The 17,054-nt window shown below is 38.4% G+C and carries 18 protein-coding genes and 1 riboswitch; of the genes, 12 read left to right on the forward strand and 6 right to left on the reverse strand.

Annotated elements, in window-relative coordinates:
* The first annotated feature begins 26 nt into the window (after positions 1-26).
* Together EPJ90_RS01975 and EPJ90_RS01980 are read left to right on the forward strand one after the other, a co-directional pair.
* Positions 27-1,343 (forward strand): uracil-xanthine permease family protein, encoded by a 1,317-nt coding sequence (locus EPJ90_RS01975; protein ID WP_161636974.1) that lies wholly within the window; start codon positions 27-29, stop codon positions 1,341-1,343.
* Between the two features lie 142 nt (positions 1,344-1,485).
* Entirely contained in the window at positions 1,486-2,787 is a 1,302-nt protein-coding gene (locus EPJ90_RS01980; RefSeq protein ID WP_161636975.1) for a class II D-tagatose-bisphosphate aldolase, non-catalytic subunit, read from the forward strand.
* Between the two features lie 35 nt (positions 2,788-2,822).
* Here the strand turns inward: EPJ90_RS01980 and EPJ90_RS01985 are convergent, their stop codons facing one another.
* The 4 genes from EPJ90_RS01985 to agaV form a co-directional block, all read right to left on the reverse strand.
* The gene (locus EPJ90_RS01985) at positions 2,823-4,703 is read right to left on the reverse strand and encodes an LPXTG cell wall anchor domain-containing protein (protein WP_200542513.1); all 1,881 of its coding nucleotides are present in this window, start codon (positions 4,701-4,703) and stop codon (positions 2,823-2,825) included.
* Between the two features lie 165 nt (positions 4,704-4,868).
* Positions 4,869-5,789, reverse strand: a complete 921-nt coding sequence (locus tag EPJ90_RS01990; RefSeq protein WP_125164136.1) for a PTS system mannose/fructose/sorbose family transporter subunit IID — start codon at positions 5,787-5,789, stop codon at positions 4,869-4,871.
* Positions 5,779-6,585, reverse strand: coding sequence for a PTS mannose/fructose/sorbose/N-acetylgalactosamine transporter subunit IIC (locus EPJ90_RS01995; protein ID WP_161636976.1), 807 nt, complete (start codon positions 6,583-6,585; stop codon positions 5,779-5,781). Before EPJ90_RS01995 ends, EPJ90_RS01990 begins: the two co-directional genes overlap by 11 nt.
* A gap of 19 nt (positions 6,586-6,604) precedes the next feature.
* Positions 6,605-7,081: a PTS N-acetylgalactosamine transporter subunit IIB gene (agaV, locus tag EPJ90_RS02000; RefSeq protein WP_161636977.1), complete on the reverse strand. Its 477-nt coding sequence runs from the start codon at positions 7,079-7,081 to the stop codon at positions 6,605-6,607.
* Between the two features lie 194 nt (positions 7,082-7,275).
* Here agaV and EPJ90_RS02005 point away from each other — a divergent pair, with 194 nt between their 5' ends.
* Entirely contained in the window at positions 7,276-8,466 is a 1,191-nt protein-coding gene (locus tag EPJ90_RS02005; RefSeq protein WP_200542514.1) for an AraC family transcriptional regulator, read from the forward strand.
* A gap of 57 nt (positions 8,467-8,523) precedes the next feature.
* Here the strand turns inward: EPJ90_RS02005 and agaF are convergent, their stop codons facing one another.
* Both agaF and EPJ90_RS02015 read right to left on the reverse strand, forming a co-directional pair.
* Entirely contained in the window at positions 8,524-8,961 is a 438-nt protein-coding gene (gene agaF / locus EPJ90_RS02010; RefSeq protein WP_125164140.1) for a PTS galactosamine/N-acetylgalactosamine transporter subunit IIA, read from the reverse strand.
* Positions 8,962-10,137: an SIS domain-containing protein gene (locus tag EPJ90_RS02015; RefSeq protein ID WP_161636979.1), complete on the reverse strand. Its 1,176-nt coding sequence runs from the start codon at positions 10,135-10,137 to the stop codon at positions 8,962-8,964.
* A gap of 153 nt (positions 10,138-10,290) precedes the next feature.
* Between EPJ90_RS02015 and EPJ90_RS02020 the strand changes: the two genes are divergently transcribed.
* The 9 genes from EPJ90_RS02020 to EPJ90_RS02060 all read left to right on the forward strand — a co-directional run bounded on the left by EPJ90_RS02020 (position 10,291) and on the right by EPJ90_RS02060 (position 17,021).
* Entirely contained in the window at positions 10,291-10,752 is a 462-nt protein-coding gene (locus EPJ90_RS02020) for a hypothetical protein (protein ID WP_161636980.1), read from the forward strand.
* A 114-nt stretch (positions 10,753-10,866) separates the two neighbouring features.
* On the forward strand, positions 10,867-11,373 hold the full coding sequence (locus tag EPJ90_RS02025; protein ID WP_200542515.1) for a hypothetical protein: 507 nt from the start codon (positions 10,867-10,869) through the stop codon (positions 11,371-11,373).
* Positions 11,366-12,046: a hypothetical protein gene (locus tag EPJ90_RS02030; protein WP_200542516.1), complete on the forward strand. Its 681-nt coding sequence runs from the start codon at positions 11,366-11,368 to the stop codon at positions 12,044-12,046. The genes EPJ90_RS02025 and EPJ90_RS02030 overlap by 8 nt, the downstream gene beginning before the upstream one ends.
* Positions 12,047-12,057: 11 nt before the next feature.
* Entirely contained in the window at positions 12,058-13,413 is a 1,356-nt protein-coding gene (locus tag EPJ90_RS02035) for a hypothetical protein (RefSeq protein ID WP_200542517.1), read from the forward strand.
* Positions 13,414-13,579: 166 nt separating this feature from the next.
* The gene (locus tag EPJ90_RS02040; RefSeq protein WP_125164145.1) at positions 13,580-13,924 is read left to right on the forward strand and encodes a hypothetical protein; all 345 of its coding nucleotides are present in this window, start codon (positions 13,580-13,582) and stop codon (positions 13,922-13,924) included.
* Positions 13,925-14,057: 133 nt separating this feature from the next.
* A riboswitch (TPP riboswitch) is annotated at positions 14,058-14,179 on the forward strand.
* 69 nt (positions 14,180-14,248) lie between these two features.
* The gene (locus EPJ90_RS02045) at positions 14,249-14,545 is read left to right on the forward strand and encodes a thiamine-binding protein (protein ID WP_013852597.1); all 297 of its coding nucleotides are present in this window, start codon (positions 14,249-14,251) and stop codon (positions 14,543-14,545) included.
* On the forward strand, positions 14,517-15,308 hold the full coding sequence (locus EPJ90_RS02050) for an ABC transporter permease (protein WP_161637072.1): 792 nt from the start codon (positions 14,517-14,519) through the stop codon (positions 15,306-15,308). The genes EPJ90_RS02045 and EPJ90_RS02050 overlap by 29 nt, the downstream gene beginning before the upstream one ends.
* Entirely contained in the window at positions 15,305-16,270 is a 966-nt protein-coding gene (locus tag EPJ90_RS02055) for an ABC transporter substrate-binding protein (RefSeq protein WP_161636984.1), read from the forward strand. Before EPJ90_RS02050 ends, EPJ90_RS02055 begins: the two co-directional genes overlap by 4 nt.
* Positions 16,254-17,021, forward strand: coding sequence for an ABC transporter ATP-binding protein (locus EPJ90_RS02060; protein WP_161636985.1), 768 nt, complete (start codon positions 16,254-16,256; stop codon positions 17,019-17,021). Before EPJ90_RS02055 ends, EPJ90_RS02060 begins: the two co-directional genes overlap by 17 nt.
* Positions 17,022-17,054 lie beyond the last annotated feature (33 nt).

Raw genomic sequence — 17,054 nt, forward strand, 5'->3', positions numbered from 1 at the left:
TACGGGAGAAAGAAGAGGTTTTACACATGAGTCATAATCTTACAGTCGGGGTTCAAGAAAAACCCAGCTCAACAAGCAAGTGGATTATTCTAAGCTTGCAACATGTTTTTGCGATGTTTGGGGCAACCATTCTCGTTCCATTTTTAACGGGATTGGATGTAGGGGTCGCACTGGTCGCAAGTGGTATCGGTACCTTGATTTACATTCTATGTACAGGTGCTAAGGTTCCAATTTATTTAGGAAGCTCCTTTGCATATATTGGAAGTGTTGCTGCCGCAATCGCTTCAACCGGAGGCGCAGCAAGTGCTTATACCGGTCTTATGGTTGTAGGTCTTATCTACTTAGTTGTTTCCATCATCATTACATTTACGGGTAGTGGTTGGATTAAGAAATTATTACCACCCGTTGTTGTAGGGCCGATGATTGTGATTATCGGATTATCCCTTGCACCAACAGCGGTTAAAGAAGCAGGTTTAATGGGTATTGATGTTCTCTTAGAACAAGGTAAATATCTTGGTGTACAGGGTGCTGCTTGGAAAGTTCCTTTAGTAGCATTTGTAACATTTATGAGTGTTGTGCTCGTCTCAATTAAAGGAAAGGGCTTTATTAAAGTTGTTCCATTCTTAGTCGCTATTTTTGTAGGATACTTTACATCAGTTGCTTTAGGACTGGTGGATCTGGGTACCGTGTTCCAAGGATACAGTTTCTTCCAAATTCCAAAATTCCAATTTATTGGAACATATAAACTTGATTTCACAGCCGTTGCGGCTTTCGCACCATTAGCGCTTGTAACGATTGCGGAACACATTGGAGATCACGTAGTTCTCGGTGAGATTACGGGTGAAGATTATCTTGATAGTCCAGGATTAAACCGTACTATTTTAGGTGATGGATTGGCTACATTTGTCTCGGCTGCCCTTGGGGGTCCGGCTAACACGACTTACGGTGAAAATACAGGCGTTATTGCAATGACCGGTGTTGGTTCAGTGTATGTAACCGGATTGGCTGCAATCTTCGCAATCTTACTTGGATTCTTAGGTTGGGTTCAAGCCTTTATCACAAGCATTCCTTGGGCTGTTATTGGTGGTATGACGATTGTGCTTTATGGCTTAATTGCATCAAACGGTATTAAGGTGCTGATTAAAGATCGTACCGATCTCTCCGATATGAAAAACTTGGTTGTCGTTGCATCCATGTTGGTGATTGGTCTAGGTGGTGCGAGTGTTCAAATTACATCACAAACGTCATTAACAGGGATGAGTTTAGCGGCGATTGTCGGAATTCTCTTAAACCTATTCTTAAATTTCATCGATAAACCAAAAGAAATAAAAGAGACTTATTAATAAAACGGCTTCGGCCGTTTTTTTCTTTCGAATGTTTCGTTTGCATTTTTCAAACGTAAATCGAAAAGTACAACTGAATTGTTTATTAAACTAAATCACTGTTACGTTGAACATGATAATCTATACTCGAGAGGTGACATAGATGAAAAAAAATCCATTATTTTTATTAAACAATAAACGTCCTGTGGGTGTTTATTCTGCATGTACGGCAAGCGGACCCGTACTTGAAGCAACATTAGAGTTCGCAAAGGAACACAATTCTTCAGTAGTAATCGAAGCAACTGCAAACCAAGTAAATCAATTTGGTGGTTATACAGGCATGCAACCTGCTGATTTTAAAGCGTTTGTTTATGAATTATCCGACAAAGTTGGATATGACAAATCACGCATTATTCTTGGTGGTGACCATTTAGGTCCTTTAACATGGACGGATTTAAATGAAGATGAAGCAATGAAAAATGCATGTGACTTAGTCTATGCTTATGTTCGTGCCGGCTTTACAAAAATTCACTTAGATACATCAATGCGTGTTGCAGATGATAGCACTGAAGAAGTGTTATCAAATGAAACTATTGCACGTCGTTCAGCAATGATGGCAAAAGTTTGTTTAGAAGCTTATGATGATTTACTCAAAGAAGATCCCGAAGCAGTATTCCCTGCATTTATTATTGGTAGTGAAGTGCCAATTCCAGGTGGTGCTCAAGAGGAAGAAGATACTTTAGCAGTAACATCTCCTGAAGCATTTAAAGAAACATACCGTGTATTCCAAGAAACGTTTAAAGCAGCCAATGTGGAAAAAGTATTTGATTCAGTAATTGGTATTGTTGTACAACCGGGTGTTGAGTTTGGTGATGCGGATTTATTCCAATACAATCGTGAAAATGCAAAAGAACTCACAGATACGTTAAAACGTGAATTTGATTCATTTGTATTTGAAGGTCATTCAACAGACTATCAAACACCGACACATCTACGTGAAATGGTTGAAGATGGTATCACAATCTTGAAGGTTGGGCCAGCATTAACGTTTGCATACCGTGAAGCACTCTTTGCCCTTGCACATATCGAAAGCCAAATCTGTACGGATCCATCAAACTTTGTGGATGTTTTAGAAGCAGCAATGCTTGACCAACCGGGTAACTGGCAAAAACATTACCATGGAACCGAAGCAGAACTCTTTATTAAACGTAAATACAGCTACAGTGATCGTGCACGTTACTACTTGCCGGTACCTTCAGTTCAAGCAGCGATTACAAAACTTGTTGCAAACTTAGATGCTGTGGAAATTCCAATGACATTGATCTCACAATACATGCCATACCAATACCGTCGTATTAAAGATGGTATCGTAGAGAATCATGCGGATGCCCTCATTAAAGATTACATCAAGCTTTACCTTGATGATTATCAATATGCAACGCATGTTGATGAGCTTGAAGCTTAGTTAAAGAAAACCCATTCCAATTGGAATGGGTTTTTTTAGTCTTTACGGCGACGTGTCGCCATGAACATACCAACTACGACAATACCAAGACCGATAAAGGGTTTGATACTCGCATTCATTCCTGTATTAGGAAGTGAATCCATATCGACCGCATCATTACTATGAATCTGTCCCGAGTTATCATTAATTACAAAGACCGTATTTTTTGATGTTGTGATATTTCCATTTTCAACACGTTCTTCAAGGTTGTTTTCGGATTGTATATGTGTTGGACCTTGTGGTAAGTTAGGTTTTACTTCGGGTTTTGTTTCCGGGCGAGGATTGGGTTTAATGGGTGTTTCTGTTTCTGGAAGTGATGGCGTTGGTGTTTCCACATCGCCATCCACAATTCCTACCATAACCTTCTGTTCGGAAACACTATAAGTTGTGGGATCTGAAACGGATACTGTAACTTCATAATTGCCAAGTTGGTTTAAATTCACAACGGTATCAAAATTTGAAGTTAGTTGAATTTGTGGAAGCATACGGGATGCATCCACACGACGCACATGAGCGTTGATATCTCGCAGGAAGTCTGTTTCTTCACATACAGTACCCAGTTTGTATTCAATGCTTGAATCGACCACAAGCTCTAATGCATGGATTCGATTCCAAGAAGCATATAAAACAGTATCCCCTTCAAGCGTGTCGGTTTCTGTTACAGGTTGTAATCCTTCTTGATCGTAAGTCCATCCAATAAACTCATGCGTTTCATGAGATAGGGTTGGTAAGGTTCCTACGGACTCTTGAGCATAACGGTATTGTGACTCAGGATTTACAACATCACTTAATTGTGTATTAAATGAGAGAAGGTTTTTATTTACATTGAGTTGTACGGCATTTGTTGTAACTTCGGTGCTTGAACGATCAACACCGATCACAAGGCGGTAGAATGCGCCATCGTTGTCTTTTGTTGCTTGAAGTGAAAGTGTTGCTTCGTTTTCGTTTTCAAGATCGGTAAAGACATCGTTATCGGCACTTACTTGCCATTGATAGTTTAATTTAAACGTTACCGGTGCGGTGATGGATGCTGATGTGCTGAGTGTTAGTGATTCATCAAGATTATAAGAATCTTGAATGGTTAAAGGCTCATATGAAATCTTTGCATCATTTTCCACTTCATAGTAAACATAATTACCGAAGCTAAATGAATGCCAAGCACCATGGGCATGAGGCCATAATGATTCATCTTTTTCTTGGCTGATTTCAAAGATTTTTCCATTATTTACGATATTTGTTTCGCCATCAAATAAATCAAATGCAAGCACGTTGTTGTCTTTGCTGTTAAATGAGATTTCTTTTAAATTCCAACCACCATTCAAAAGGGATTGGTACGGACCAGACAGACCCGTTTCAGGGAGGGGTGTTTCAGATTTCGGACGTAGAGCCAAGGCACCTTTACCGGTATCAAACATGCGAAGTCGAATGCCATTTGGATTCCCCGGTGTTACTGTTGCCAATGGATTCCCATCAATATCAACCCAAGGGTTTGGTACTTTCCATTGTCCTTCTTCATTATCCCATACCATCGCAGTAGCGGCTTTGCGGTCCCCGCCATACCAATCTTTCTTGTAATAGACATGATCGATTGCATTGGTGACATATTTTAAACGTCGTCCCTCAGGAGCGGTTTTAAGGCTGAAGTTGGCATTAAAGTCGTAACCATCAAAGCGTTCGGTATTTTTCCCGTTATTGTTGATTACAACTTCATAATAGAAAAAGTCGGAATCAACACGTCCGGATGCATGCGCAAATTTTTGGTCGATGATGACATCTTCGACGATGGTTGGTTCTTGCGCAGATACTGCGGTAAATGTTGTCGATACTAAAACTGCGGTGATAAGTCCAAGACTTAGTTTTTGTAAGGTTTTTTTCATAACTGGTTCTCCATTCTTTGATAGAACCATTGTATAATCCAAGTCCGTTTGGAATGGGTTATCTGTCATAAAAAACACCATAGATGTTATAAAACCTACATAAACTACACAAACTACATTATCTGGACAAATAAAAAAGGGATGCGAGCATCCCTGATTTTCTGATTATTTTGCTTCTTTCGGTGTCGGTAATTTATACCATTCCACAATTGGTGTATAACCACCTTGGATTGGATTACCGTTTGCATCAAGTGCACCCGAGTCTTCAGCCCAAATACCAAATGCAGTACCTACAAGACCCATTACAAGTAATAATCCAATACATTTTGTAGGGGTCCAGTTGTGTTTCTTAACAAGTACAAAGAGCATAAGTGTAATAATTAACGGAATCAATTGAGGTAAGATACCATCCAAGACTTCTTGGAAGTTAATAAAGGCCCCACCACCTTGATCAATTGAAATACGTAGGGATGTAGCACCATAGTTTGATACAAGTGCCCCAACAATAAATACACCGAGAATGCTTGCGGCACGTGTAAACTCTTTCGCATTTTCTGTAAAGAGTGATACAGCGTTTGTACCAAGCTCATACGATTTATGCATTAAGAAGTAACGAACTGCAAATTGCGCAATATTGAAGATTAAGAGGAATAAGATTGGTCCCATTAAACTTCCATTAATTGCCATGTTAGCAGTAAGTCCCGCCGTAATTGGTACTAATGTTAACCAGAAGAGCGCATCCCCAATACCACCAAGTGGTCCCATAGCCGCAACACGTACGGCACGAATGGTTGGAATATCAGCTTTTTGTTGTTCAAGTGAAAGCACAATACCCATTACAAACGTAACAAGGAATGGGTGCGTATTAAAGAACTCTAAGTTATGTTCCATGGATGCTGAGAGATCATCTTTGTCTGTATGAATTTTCTCAAGTCCAGGTAAAATACCGTAGAGCCATCCACCTGCTTGCATACGTTCATAGTTGAACGATGATTGTAAGAAGAGTGAACGCCAAACCATTTTATTTAATGTTTTCTTATCCAGTTGTTGCGCTGGATTAAGATCTTTATATGTATTAGATTCCATCTTCATCACCTCCACCTGCTGTTAAGTCACGTAGTTTTGTATTTGTTTGGAAATCGTAGATTGCGATTGCGGTACCAATCATTGCGATAATAAGCAATGCGGAACCACCAAGTCCTGGAACTTTACTGATAATCGTAGCGAATGCAAATCCAAGGAAGAAGAATCCCCAGAGTTCTCCGGAAAGCATAATCTTCATAAGAATTGCGAATCCGACATAACGCATCATTTTACCACCCGCTGCAAGACCAGCCATAAACCAACTGTTATTGGATGACCAATCAACGATTGCTCCACTAAAGGAAACACCAAGTTTCATACCTACCATAATGATTACTGCAAAGAGAAGCCCGATTAAACCCATTCCGATATAGTTGATTTGTTCAATGGCTTTTGGATTCGCAGCTTTTGCTGCCTCATCCGCTTTCTTCATTAAAGGTGACATTAAGGTAAAGGCTGTTGTTACAGCATATTGACCTAAGAGTGCAAATGGAACCGCCATCCCCACAGCGGCACTTGGATCAACACTTGGCATGGAAACTGCAAAGATTGTTGCCATGATTCCACCAATAACTGCATTTGGTGGTTGTGCTCCCCCAACAGGCATACTACCAATTTGAATTAATTGATATGTTCCCCCAACAACAAGCCCGGTTTTCATATCACCCAAAATCGCTCCGACAACGGGACCAACAACGATTGGTTGGTATAGCGATTCAAGGAAACTGAATTGATCAATCGCAACAATAAATGTAACGATGAATACGAGCAAGTATTGAATAATTGAAAAACTATTCATAATTCTTTCCTCCTATATATTATTGAAATAATTTATCGATGTTTTCAGCACTTTCGGTTGGAACTTTTCGTATTTCAAGTTCAACACCCAGTTCTTTCAATCGTCTAAATGCTTCCACATCATGATCATCAACAGCAACAACTTGTGCTACTTGACGTTTTCCTTCTGACATATGCATGTTTCCAATATTGACTTTCGTAATGGGAACACCACCCTCCACAAGTGTTAATACGTCAGCAGGGCTTTCGCAAACAATAAAAATCTTTTGTTTGTCTGAAGCCTTATGAATTGTTTCGATTGTCTTTTGCAAAGTCCAATAGCGTGTGGTTGCATAACTTGGTGCAGCCATATCCATTAAACCTTGACGCATTTTATTTGATGCTACTTCGTCATTTGCAACAAGAATTAAGTTGGCTCCGATTGCGGAACACCATTGTGTTGCGACTTGACCATGAATTAATCGATTGTCAATTCGTGTTAATACAATATTAGGCATCTAAACTCTCCTCCTTCTGCCATAAGAGATGTAAGCGCTCTTATATTATAAGTGTACCCTATCATTCACAAATAATATTTGCACAATTTTATACTTGTTTTGCACTTTTGTGTTTACTCGTTTGCTTATCACACAATAAGAACAAGAATATCTTATGATTAAATTAGAATATTCGTAATAAAAAAGGAGAAACTATGTATTTAAAAACGACAAGCCCACAATTCTTGAAGTATGGACAAGTACAAGATCACCCTTCAAACTATAAAGTTCATCGATTCTTTGTAGAAGGAAAGGTTCCTAAATATTTAAAATCGGTATCAGCACCCGTGACCCTTGAAGTTCTAGAAGGGATTGCATTGATTGTGATTTTAGATCCTTCTGGCGATCCGGAACAGTTTGTAATCCATCGGATTGCACGATTAAACCCAGATATTCCTTATACCGTAATTCCGCTTACCCAAAGTGCTGTGATTGAAGAATCCATTCAATCGGACGGTGTTTACGCGGTACATCATTACGAGAATGAACAAGAAGTTGGTTACCTACCCATTCGTCCTAAATTTTATGTAACAGATATTTTTTCCTATTATTACAGTGTAAAGGGAAAAAACTATCATTTTTCGGGAGAATCCCATTTCTATTGGGAAATTACGTATGTGGATACGGGAGAGTTGGTGACGGAAATTGATGGCAAAGAATTCACGCTTGAAAGTCAAAGCATGATGTTATACTTCCCAAATCAATTTCATAAACAGCGCATTGCGGGCGATAAATCATGTTCTTACTTAACAATCATGTTTGACATGAATATCAATGTGCATGATATTGATCACATTAAGAATAAGGTCTTTACGTGTACGCAAGAAATGTATAATTTGTTTAATAGTTTTATTAAACATTCAACGATTTTAGAAACATATAATGTGCCGTATTCACGAGATTTAATGATTTCATACCTCCAAGAATTGATTATCTTAGTCATCCAGTATGACAGTCCCAATCATACACAGCATTTGAACTCCAATCCCATTCAAGCGAATTTTGAAAATGAGTTGGTTAATGAGATCAACAAGTATATCTTAAATAATATTTGTGAACCCATATCAGTCGAGGATTTATGCGATCATTTTGCGATCAGTCGTTCAAGTTTACAGGTTTTGTTTAAGAAAAACATGGATATGCCTCCAAAGCAGTATATAAATGACATTAAGATGATGCGAGCACAAGTCATGATTTTAGAAGAAAACTTACCCATTACTGAGGTAGCGATGCGTTTAGGTTTTAGTTCAATTCACTATTTCTCGCGTAAGTTTAAAAAACAATTCGGCTTGTCTCCCACCGAGTATGCGCAGTCCTTATACAATAAAAATACCAGCGATGATTAGCTGGTATTTTTATTTGATTTGATAAGCTTTGAAAGATTATCAAATTCGATTTAATGATTAGATGCCATCGCCATCTTCAAGATCATCATCGCGTTGTAAGTCTGCGATGTCAAAGAGATCGACTTGCGATGCTCCGGTCTCGCTTAATGATAAAGCGAAATCATGGAGTAATGGTTCACCAAGTCTCATAAGACTGGCTTCAAGTAACATGGATAAATTGGTTCCTGTGAGAACTTCCACGTTTTCTTGTTGTGTCGCAATCATGACGGCTTCTTTAAACGGTGTTCCACCTTTTAAGTCTGTAAAGACAAGAACACCATCTCCAGTGTTAACGTTGTTGATTGCAACTTTTAAGTCTTCAGACAACGCCTCAGGTCCTTTTTCTTCTAAAAAGAGTACGGATTCATATGAGGGTTGTTTCCCAGCGATTAATTCTACAGCAGACGTTAAACCTTCCGCAAAACGTCCGTGTCCTGTTACGACAATACCAATCATCTATTTTTCCTCCTCGTAGGAATATGGATAAATAATAACACCTTGTACGACACGGTTTACAAGTCCTGATGGCCATGGATTATCCGGTGACTTATCTAAATCAAGCGATTTGTAAAGTGAAAGTACTTGTGCATACATCACCATATTAAGTCCAACTAAATCTTTGTTTGTATCTTCATTATAGTTAATTGAAACATAAACATCAACGAGTTCACGAATTGTATCGTCGTTCATTGTATCTACAACCATGATTTGGTTTCCATTACGTTGAGGACTCATTTCCTTAATAATATCAACTTGATATTGACGTGTGTAAGGATCTTCTTTCATGTAGACTACCGTCAGGGTTGTACCATTTACAATTGATTTAGGTCCATGACGGAAACCAAGTGGTGAGTTATGCATTGTCACAACTTCACCTGCAGTCAGTTCAAGCATTTTTAATGCGGATTCTTGAGCAAAACCGTTTTGATCTGCATCGCCAAGATAAACAATACGATCAAATTTAAAGTTTTCTACAAGTTCCATTGCGACTTTATAGCCTTCTTCATTAAATGCATAACCCACACGGATAATGTCTTTAATTGAAGGGTAGAGTGCTTCAAGGTTGTCAGTGTTGAAAGCCAAGAACGCAGCAAGGAACATGTTTGAGAAACTGCTTGTCATTGCGAATGAGAGGTCATTTGTTTCTTTTGGTAATTTGATTGAGAAGATGTTTTCATCATCACGTAGTGCAAGCTTTCCTTCATGATTACAGGTAATCACTAAGTGTTTCGCATTTTTATTGATTTCATTCACAACATCTACCGCTGCAATGGATTCAGGTGAGTTACCGGAACGACCAAAGGATACAAGTAATGTAGGTTTCACAGGATCAATAAAGAGCGCTGGTGTTGCTACGATATCCGTTGTTGCGATGGATTTAAAGTTTGAATTAAACTCTTTAACGAGTACAGGTGCGAGTGCATTTCCTACAAATTCACTGGTACCTGCTCCAGTGAAGATTACATCGTATTCTTTTTCATTAATCACTTGATTAATAAAATTTTGGATTTCTTGACGACGTTCTAGAATAATGTGGTATGTTTTATCCCACGTTTGCGGTTGTTGGTGGATTTCATTTGCAGTATCAAACGCTTTGAGATCCTTCCAAGTTTGTTCGTTGTTGTTAAACATAGTGTGTATGTCTCCTATCTTTCATTGTTCACTGTCATTATAGGTAAGCGGTGAGGGGACCTCAACCAAATTGGTTAAAGATACAAAAACCTCGTTAAAAAAGACAAGTGAATTCGAAATTGTTTACAGTACAATAAAGAAAAGGAGTCAATTATGAGCGAAAACCAAAAAAATACATTTACTGATTTTCTAACACGTGATGTGTACCGAGTGAATAAAAATCAAGAAAAACAGGTTGTTTTTTATCGCAATCGCTATGTCATTGCGATTATGATGGGGATTTTTCTTCTCAGTTTTAACGTTCCACCATACCTCAGCCTTTTATTGGCAGGCGGCTTTGCTATTATTGCGGAACTTCGTTATCGTTTTGATTTTCTAAAAAAATGTCAACGGGTCGCATTGGCACAAGTTAAACACAAAACGGTTGCTTCATCCAATATGCTTCTTAATAGTGCGTTGTATGGTGTTTTAGCGATTTTATTACTCTATTTAGCGTTTAATGAACCAAGTGTACAATCGTATCGATGGTTTTTAGGAGGCCTCGGTGGTATTGGGGTGATTGTGGCACTTGTTTATATCATTCAATATATTTCAAATCGAAATGACAAAATTTAAAGGTGCGATGCACCTTTTTTCTTATGAATTATCCATGAAAACCCAAGTCAATAATCTAGCCTGGGTATGCTTTGTGCTAAGATAGAAGAGTAAAGACCGACAAGGAGGTATTGTATGCAAACAATGATTGAAGAATATCGACTTAAAACAAAGGGAAATTTTGGAACTATAATTTATAAATGGGGACCAGCAGTGCTTTTAGGTGGAGCAGTGCTCTTATTGGTATTAGCGCAAATGACATTTGGAAATATCTTTGATGCCATGACCCATATTGAACGCTTTTCCGGCAATGTGATGAAGACGAAAGTCATGGTTTCGCTTTTGATGGTTGCCTCAATTTGTGTGGGTTTGTTGATGGTTTGGGATTCTATCGCTTTTAAAGAAAAGCGTGGGGATCTAAATCGTATTTACAGTTTGGTTGGGACGCTGTTTTACTTTTTAACTTTAGTTAATGTCAATAAAATTACAAAGATTTTTGAAATCGCTGAACCAACACAATCGGTATACCGTATTATTGCATGGGGTGTAATCGCGGTATTAGGTTTAGTCTTGGGTCTCATTCATGCTTATAAACAAAATTCACGAATTGTGATGGAACGCGAGGTAACCTATCATGCTTAATTCAAAACAATTAGAACGGTTAAAACTCGAACATGTGGAATCGTTGGATGAAGCGTTGGATCAGTTACGACGTGACATTAAACCAAAGGTTTCACCCCAAAAATATGCGAAGGTTGTTGCTTCAGTAGCAAACCATTATGCAGCACTTTATGAAAACCAACCCGAAAATGATGGTGTGGATGAAATGCCCCAAGTTGAAGAACTGGAACAACCTCTTGAGACATCAACAGCAGGATTCAGTACCCAATTTTTTGCGACCTTACTTACAGCCCTTTCTGTCGTAAGTTTGGGTGTGGTGATGATGAGTAATCGTAGTTTTGGGAAGATGACGAGTATGTTTGATCAAGGGAGTCCTTTGATTTGGATTATCCTCAGCATTTTACTTTTTGTATCGATGCTTGTGATTCGTATGATCGAGCGCAATGAAAACGCACATGCTAAGTATTACCTCAGCCGTAAATTGGTTTTATGGATGAGTGGTCTGGGTTTAATGAATGCGCTTATGGGTATTTTTGTCTTGATGAGTGCGAGCTCATTTAATTTAGTTTTAAAACTTATGTTTTCACTAGTCTTAGGAAAAATTACCGCGGTCATTTGTCTTCTGACAGTGATTGCATTTATCGTGGTCTTTGTGAAACAAGATGAATTAGTTCTTGTGAAAGTACAAGCGTAGGAGGCATACAGATGGAAGAAAAAGATGAATTGGATGACATTCTTGATGAAGTTGATGCGAAAGCCGCAGAGCTTGATGCAGAGGCAAAACGACTCGAAGAATTGGAAGAAATCGAAACGAACCATGAAGAAGACGAAATCATCGACGATCTTGATGACATACTCGATGAGGTGGAATCAAAACCGGATGACGTTATCGAAACTGTTTATGTTGTGGAAACATCCCCAAAATCAGTTGAAGAAACTGTGGTCAAAACGTCAAAACCAAAACGTTCTGATAAGCACATCAAGACAAAACATAAAAAATCAAAGCATAAACGCAATGCGTTAATCGCCTTATTAGTTTTAATTGTCGCATGCGGTGGTGGGTTTGCGGTCTGGAAACTGAAGTTTAGTGGACAACCTTTGGACGCATTTAAATATGTAAGTGTTGAATTTGAGGGTGTTGATACAAAAGGAACGGCTACATTTGAAGTGGATTTGGATGCCATCAACAATCCTGATCAAAAAGAAATCTATGAGAGCTTAACGTATAACTTGAGTCCTCAAGAAGGGCTATCGAATGGAAACCGGATTAAATTAGCGGTTGAGAAGTCAGAATTGACAGATAAGCTTCTCAAAACCCATAAGTACCGTCTTGATCATTTGGAGAAAGAGGTCGTGGTTAAAGGTTTATATGATTCCGAGCAATTTAATCTTTTCGAACAATTCACATTTAAATTTGAAGGTATGGACGGAAGTGGGACTGCTGCCTATGATACGAATTTAGATGTTGAAGAGGCATATCTCCAAACGATTGTGGAAGGGACAACCTTAACGTTCTCTAAAGATAAAAATCTTGTGAATGGTGAGGAAATCACCGTCAAGGCAACCTTTAATAAAGAAGCAATGGCTGCCATGAATCAACATAAAGTTAAAATTTCTGAGGAACAAACAACCGTTAAAGTTGAAGGCCTGAGTGATGTTTATGCAAGCATGGATGATGTGAAGGAATATAAAGAGTTACAAAATCTTGCATTAAGCAAAATCAAAGCAGATTATGCGAAACATCCGGATACGTATACTAATTTTAAATTAGAGTATGCATGTTATGCAGCCGATACTCAAAATAATGTGAATGCGGTCGATTACTTTAATAAACATGGGTATTCAAAAGGAAGTTTGATGTTTATTTATAGCTTTGATCGCATCCGCGGCAATGATGTTGCGCATTTTGCAGATAATTACGGTTATACCAATATGGTGCTTCGTGATGGGAGTCTTGATCGGGATGCAATGTTGTTGATGTCACCTTATCAAGATGGTGCTACCGTTGAAAAAGTATTAAATGAATTGCAAGCAAATAATTTTAAGTGTGAGGCCCAATAAGCGGCTTTAGAGTTTGAATTAGGACTGTTAGAGTGTGTGACAGTCCTTTTACGTTCTCGCTTTTAGTATTTGCATTCACTTCTTTAATGTAAGCGCTTGCTATATTTGTGTAGTTTGTGTATAATCTGTGTAGAGAGCTAAACATGCATATAGTTAGGGGGATTTTATGAAAAACTATTATGCCGTGTTTATTGCATTTACGCTCATTGTTCTTACACGAACCGTGATTCATCCAGACTTACTTTTGACCGTAACGGGTATCGTAACGTTTTTGGTGATTCTTGTATTTGCGACAACACAAATATTTAATTTAAAGCATGAAGTGAGTGATGAGAGATTGCTCTATCTTAACGCTGTATTAAATGTGTTTACAGCTTTCTTATATTACAACAATGTTTATAAAGCGATAACATTAACACCCTATGATTCGCTGTTATTCGGGTTAACAAGCGTTCTTGCATTCATATCTCCAGTGTTACTGTTTCTTGCTCGTGATGCAAACCACATCTGAGTGCTTTATACATAATCGTAATTGCTTGTGAAAATATAACCAGTGCCAGGTTATATTTTTTTTGTCTTTTGATTGCATATTAGTGTGGGTTTAGTATAATGGGGTTAGTTTCTGATAGAGACTAAGAAAATTGAATTCGTACAAGGGGTGCTCGTATTTCGGGCTGAGAATAAACGGTTACGTTTTAAACTCTAAGCTTTAAGCTTTGTACCTGATCCAGCTAATACTGGCGGAGGGATGTATTAATCGCATACTTTTTTTTGAGTAAACGTGTATACCTCTTTTCGTACGAGAAGAGGTTTTTTATATTATAAGGAGGTTCATATGAACGCAAGTGTCGCAATTCAAATTTTACCGAATACAACATCAAATGAAGAAACAATTCGTATTGTGGATGAGGTGATCGCATATATTGCGCAAACGGGTCTAAACTATGTTGTCGGACCGTTTGAAACATCGATAGAAGGGGATTATGATGAATTGATGGAAATTGTTAAGAACTGTCAACTCATTGCGGTTAAGGCAGGTGCCGATAAAGTATCAGCATATGTAAAGATTGCTTATGCGCCAACAGCGCACATTCTCACCATTGATGAAAAAATCACAAAACATCAAAAATAGATTATTGTCCGTATCCGCAATTGTTGGATTGTTGGTATTATGGCAAGGTCTTTCATCACTTGGAGTGATTCCACGGTTTATGTTACCCGCTCCCAGTGATGTCGTGAAAGCATTTAATAATGATTTTAGTTTACTTATGTATCATGCGAAAACAACGCTCTTAGAAGCTTTTTTAGGATTAACATTTGGGATTTTGTTAGGATTTATCTTTGCGGTCATTATGGATCATGTTTCATGGTTTCATAAAATGTTTTATCCGTTGATTATCTTGACACAGACAATTCCCACGGTTGCATTAGCGCCCCTTTTAGTACTTTGGATGGGTTATGGATTACTTCCAAAAATTACGTTAATCATTTTAACGTCGTTTTTCCCCATTACAATGGGATGTATGAATGGATTTCAGTCCTGTGATAAGGATGCTTTAAACTTAATGAAATCAATGGGAGCAAATACCTTTCAAACTTTTCGTCATATAAAATTTCCACATGCCTTACCTTATTTCTTTTCCAGTTTAAAAATTTCAGTATCGTATTCTTTAATCGGTGCGGTCATTGCGGAATGGTTGGGGGGATATAGTGGATTGGGCGTTTATATGACGCGTGTACGGAAATCGTATTCGTTTGATAAGATGTTTGCCGTAATTTTCTTTATATCTTTCTTAAGCTTGGTATTAATGGGACTTGTTTCGTGGTTACAAAAACGAGCTCAGCCATGGCTTGATGCGGAAACCTTACAAAGAGATGGAGCAAATAATTCATGAAAAAGAAATTAATGGGGATATTGGTTTTGGGGTTACTTTTAACGGGATGTGGCGCTAAGTCGTCCAAGCCGGTTCGGATTGTATTGGATTGGACCCCAAATACGAATCATACTGGGCTCTATGTAGCTCAGGAAAAGGGATTCTTTAAAGCGCAAGGTCTTGAGGTGGAGATTGTACAACCGCCTGAAGGATCTACAACATCGTTAATTGGAGCAGGGGGTGCAGAATTTGGTATTAGTTTCCAAGATACCATGGCACCGGCACTGGCAAGTGAACATCCACTCCCAATTACTGCGGTAGCAGCTTTAATTCAACACAATACGTCAGGTATTGTTTCATTAAAAGAAAAAGGCATTGATGCACCCCGTAAAATGGCTGGACATACGTATGCCACATGGGATTCACCGATCGAACAAGCGATTATTCGTAAAATTGTAACGGATGATGGTGGGAATTATGAGGATATTAAAATGGTTCCAAATACCGTTACGGATGTGGTATCAGCACTCCAAACAGATATTGATGCAGTCTGGATTTTTAAAGCATGGGATGGCATGGCCATCCAACAAGCCGGTTTGGATACACATTTTTTAAACTTTGCGGATTATGGCCAAGAACTTGATTTCTACAGTCCCGTCTTGATTGCGAATAATGCTTATTTGGAAGAAAATGGGGAAGAAGCAAAGAAAGTTTTAAAAGCCTTAGAAGAAGGGTATGAGTTTGCGATTGAAAATCCTGATGAAGCAGCGGAGATTCTTGTGAAACATGTACCGGAACTTGATCTTGATTTGATTAAGGCAAGCCAACATTTTCTTGCGAAAGAATATAAAGCTGAAGTTACGAAGTGGGGTACCTTTGATGGTGCGCGTTGGAATCAATTCTACGCATGGCTTTATGATAATCAATTAATTGATATGCCCATTGCTGAGAATGTAGGATTTACCAATGACTATCTCAACTAAACCTGTTTTAGTGCTTGAACATGTTTCCATGGCTTATGGATCAAAGCGTGTCTTGGATGATGTTTCGGTGACGTTAAATCAAGGTGAAGTTGTATGCATCTTGGGAGAAAGTGGTGTTGGCAAGACGACATTATTTAATGTGATTGCAGGACTTCTTCACCCTGATAAGGGTTCCGTATCTTTACATAAACAGGATATTACAGGGACGACGGGTCATGTTTCGTATATGCTTCAAAAGGATTTATTGTTGCCTTATAAGACGGTCATTGATAATGCGGCATTGCCGTTGCGGATTCAAGGTAAGAGCAAAATAGAAAGCCGTGAAGCGGCTCTAAAATATTTCGCGACCTTTGGCTTAGAGGGAACGGATCATCTGTATCCTGCCCAATTATCGGGTGGAATGCGACAACGTGTCGCATTTCTGAGAACATTCTTATTCTCAGATGATGTTGCTTTATTGGATGAACCGTTTAGCGCATTGGATACAATTACCAAACATCAAATGCAAACATGGTACTTGGATATCATGAGTCAGTTAAATCTGTCCACATTTTTTATAACGCATGACATTGATGAAGCGATACTCCTTTCGGATCGTATTTATGTCTTAAGTGGAAAACCGGGGAAAATTACGTATGAATTAATCATTGATACGCCCAAACCTCGAAATGAAGACTTTTTGTTAACGGATGCATTTATAAATTATAAACGGATCATTAAAGCTCACTTAAACGATACCAAATCAGAATAGACCCAAAAGATACACACGGATAAGTGTGTATCT

The organism is Erysipelothrix sp. strain 2 (EsS2-7-Brazil) (genome assembly GCF_016617655.1).
Taxonomy (GTDB): Bacteria; Bacillota_I; Bacilli_A; order Erysipelotrichales; family Erysipelotrichaceae; genus Erysipelothrix; species Erysipelothrix piscisicarius.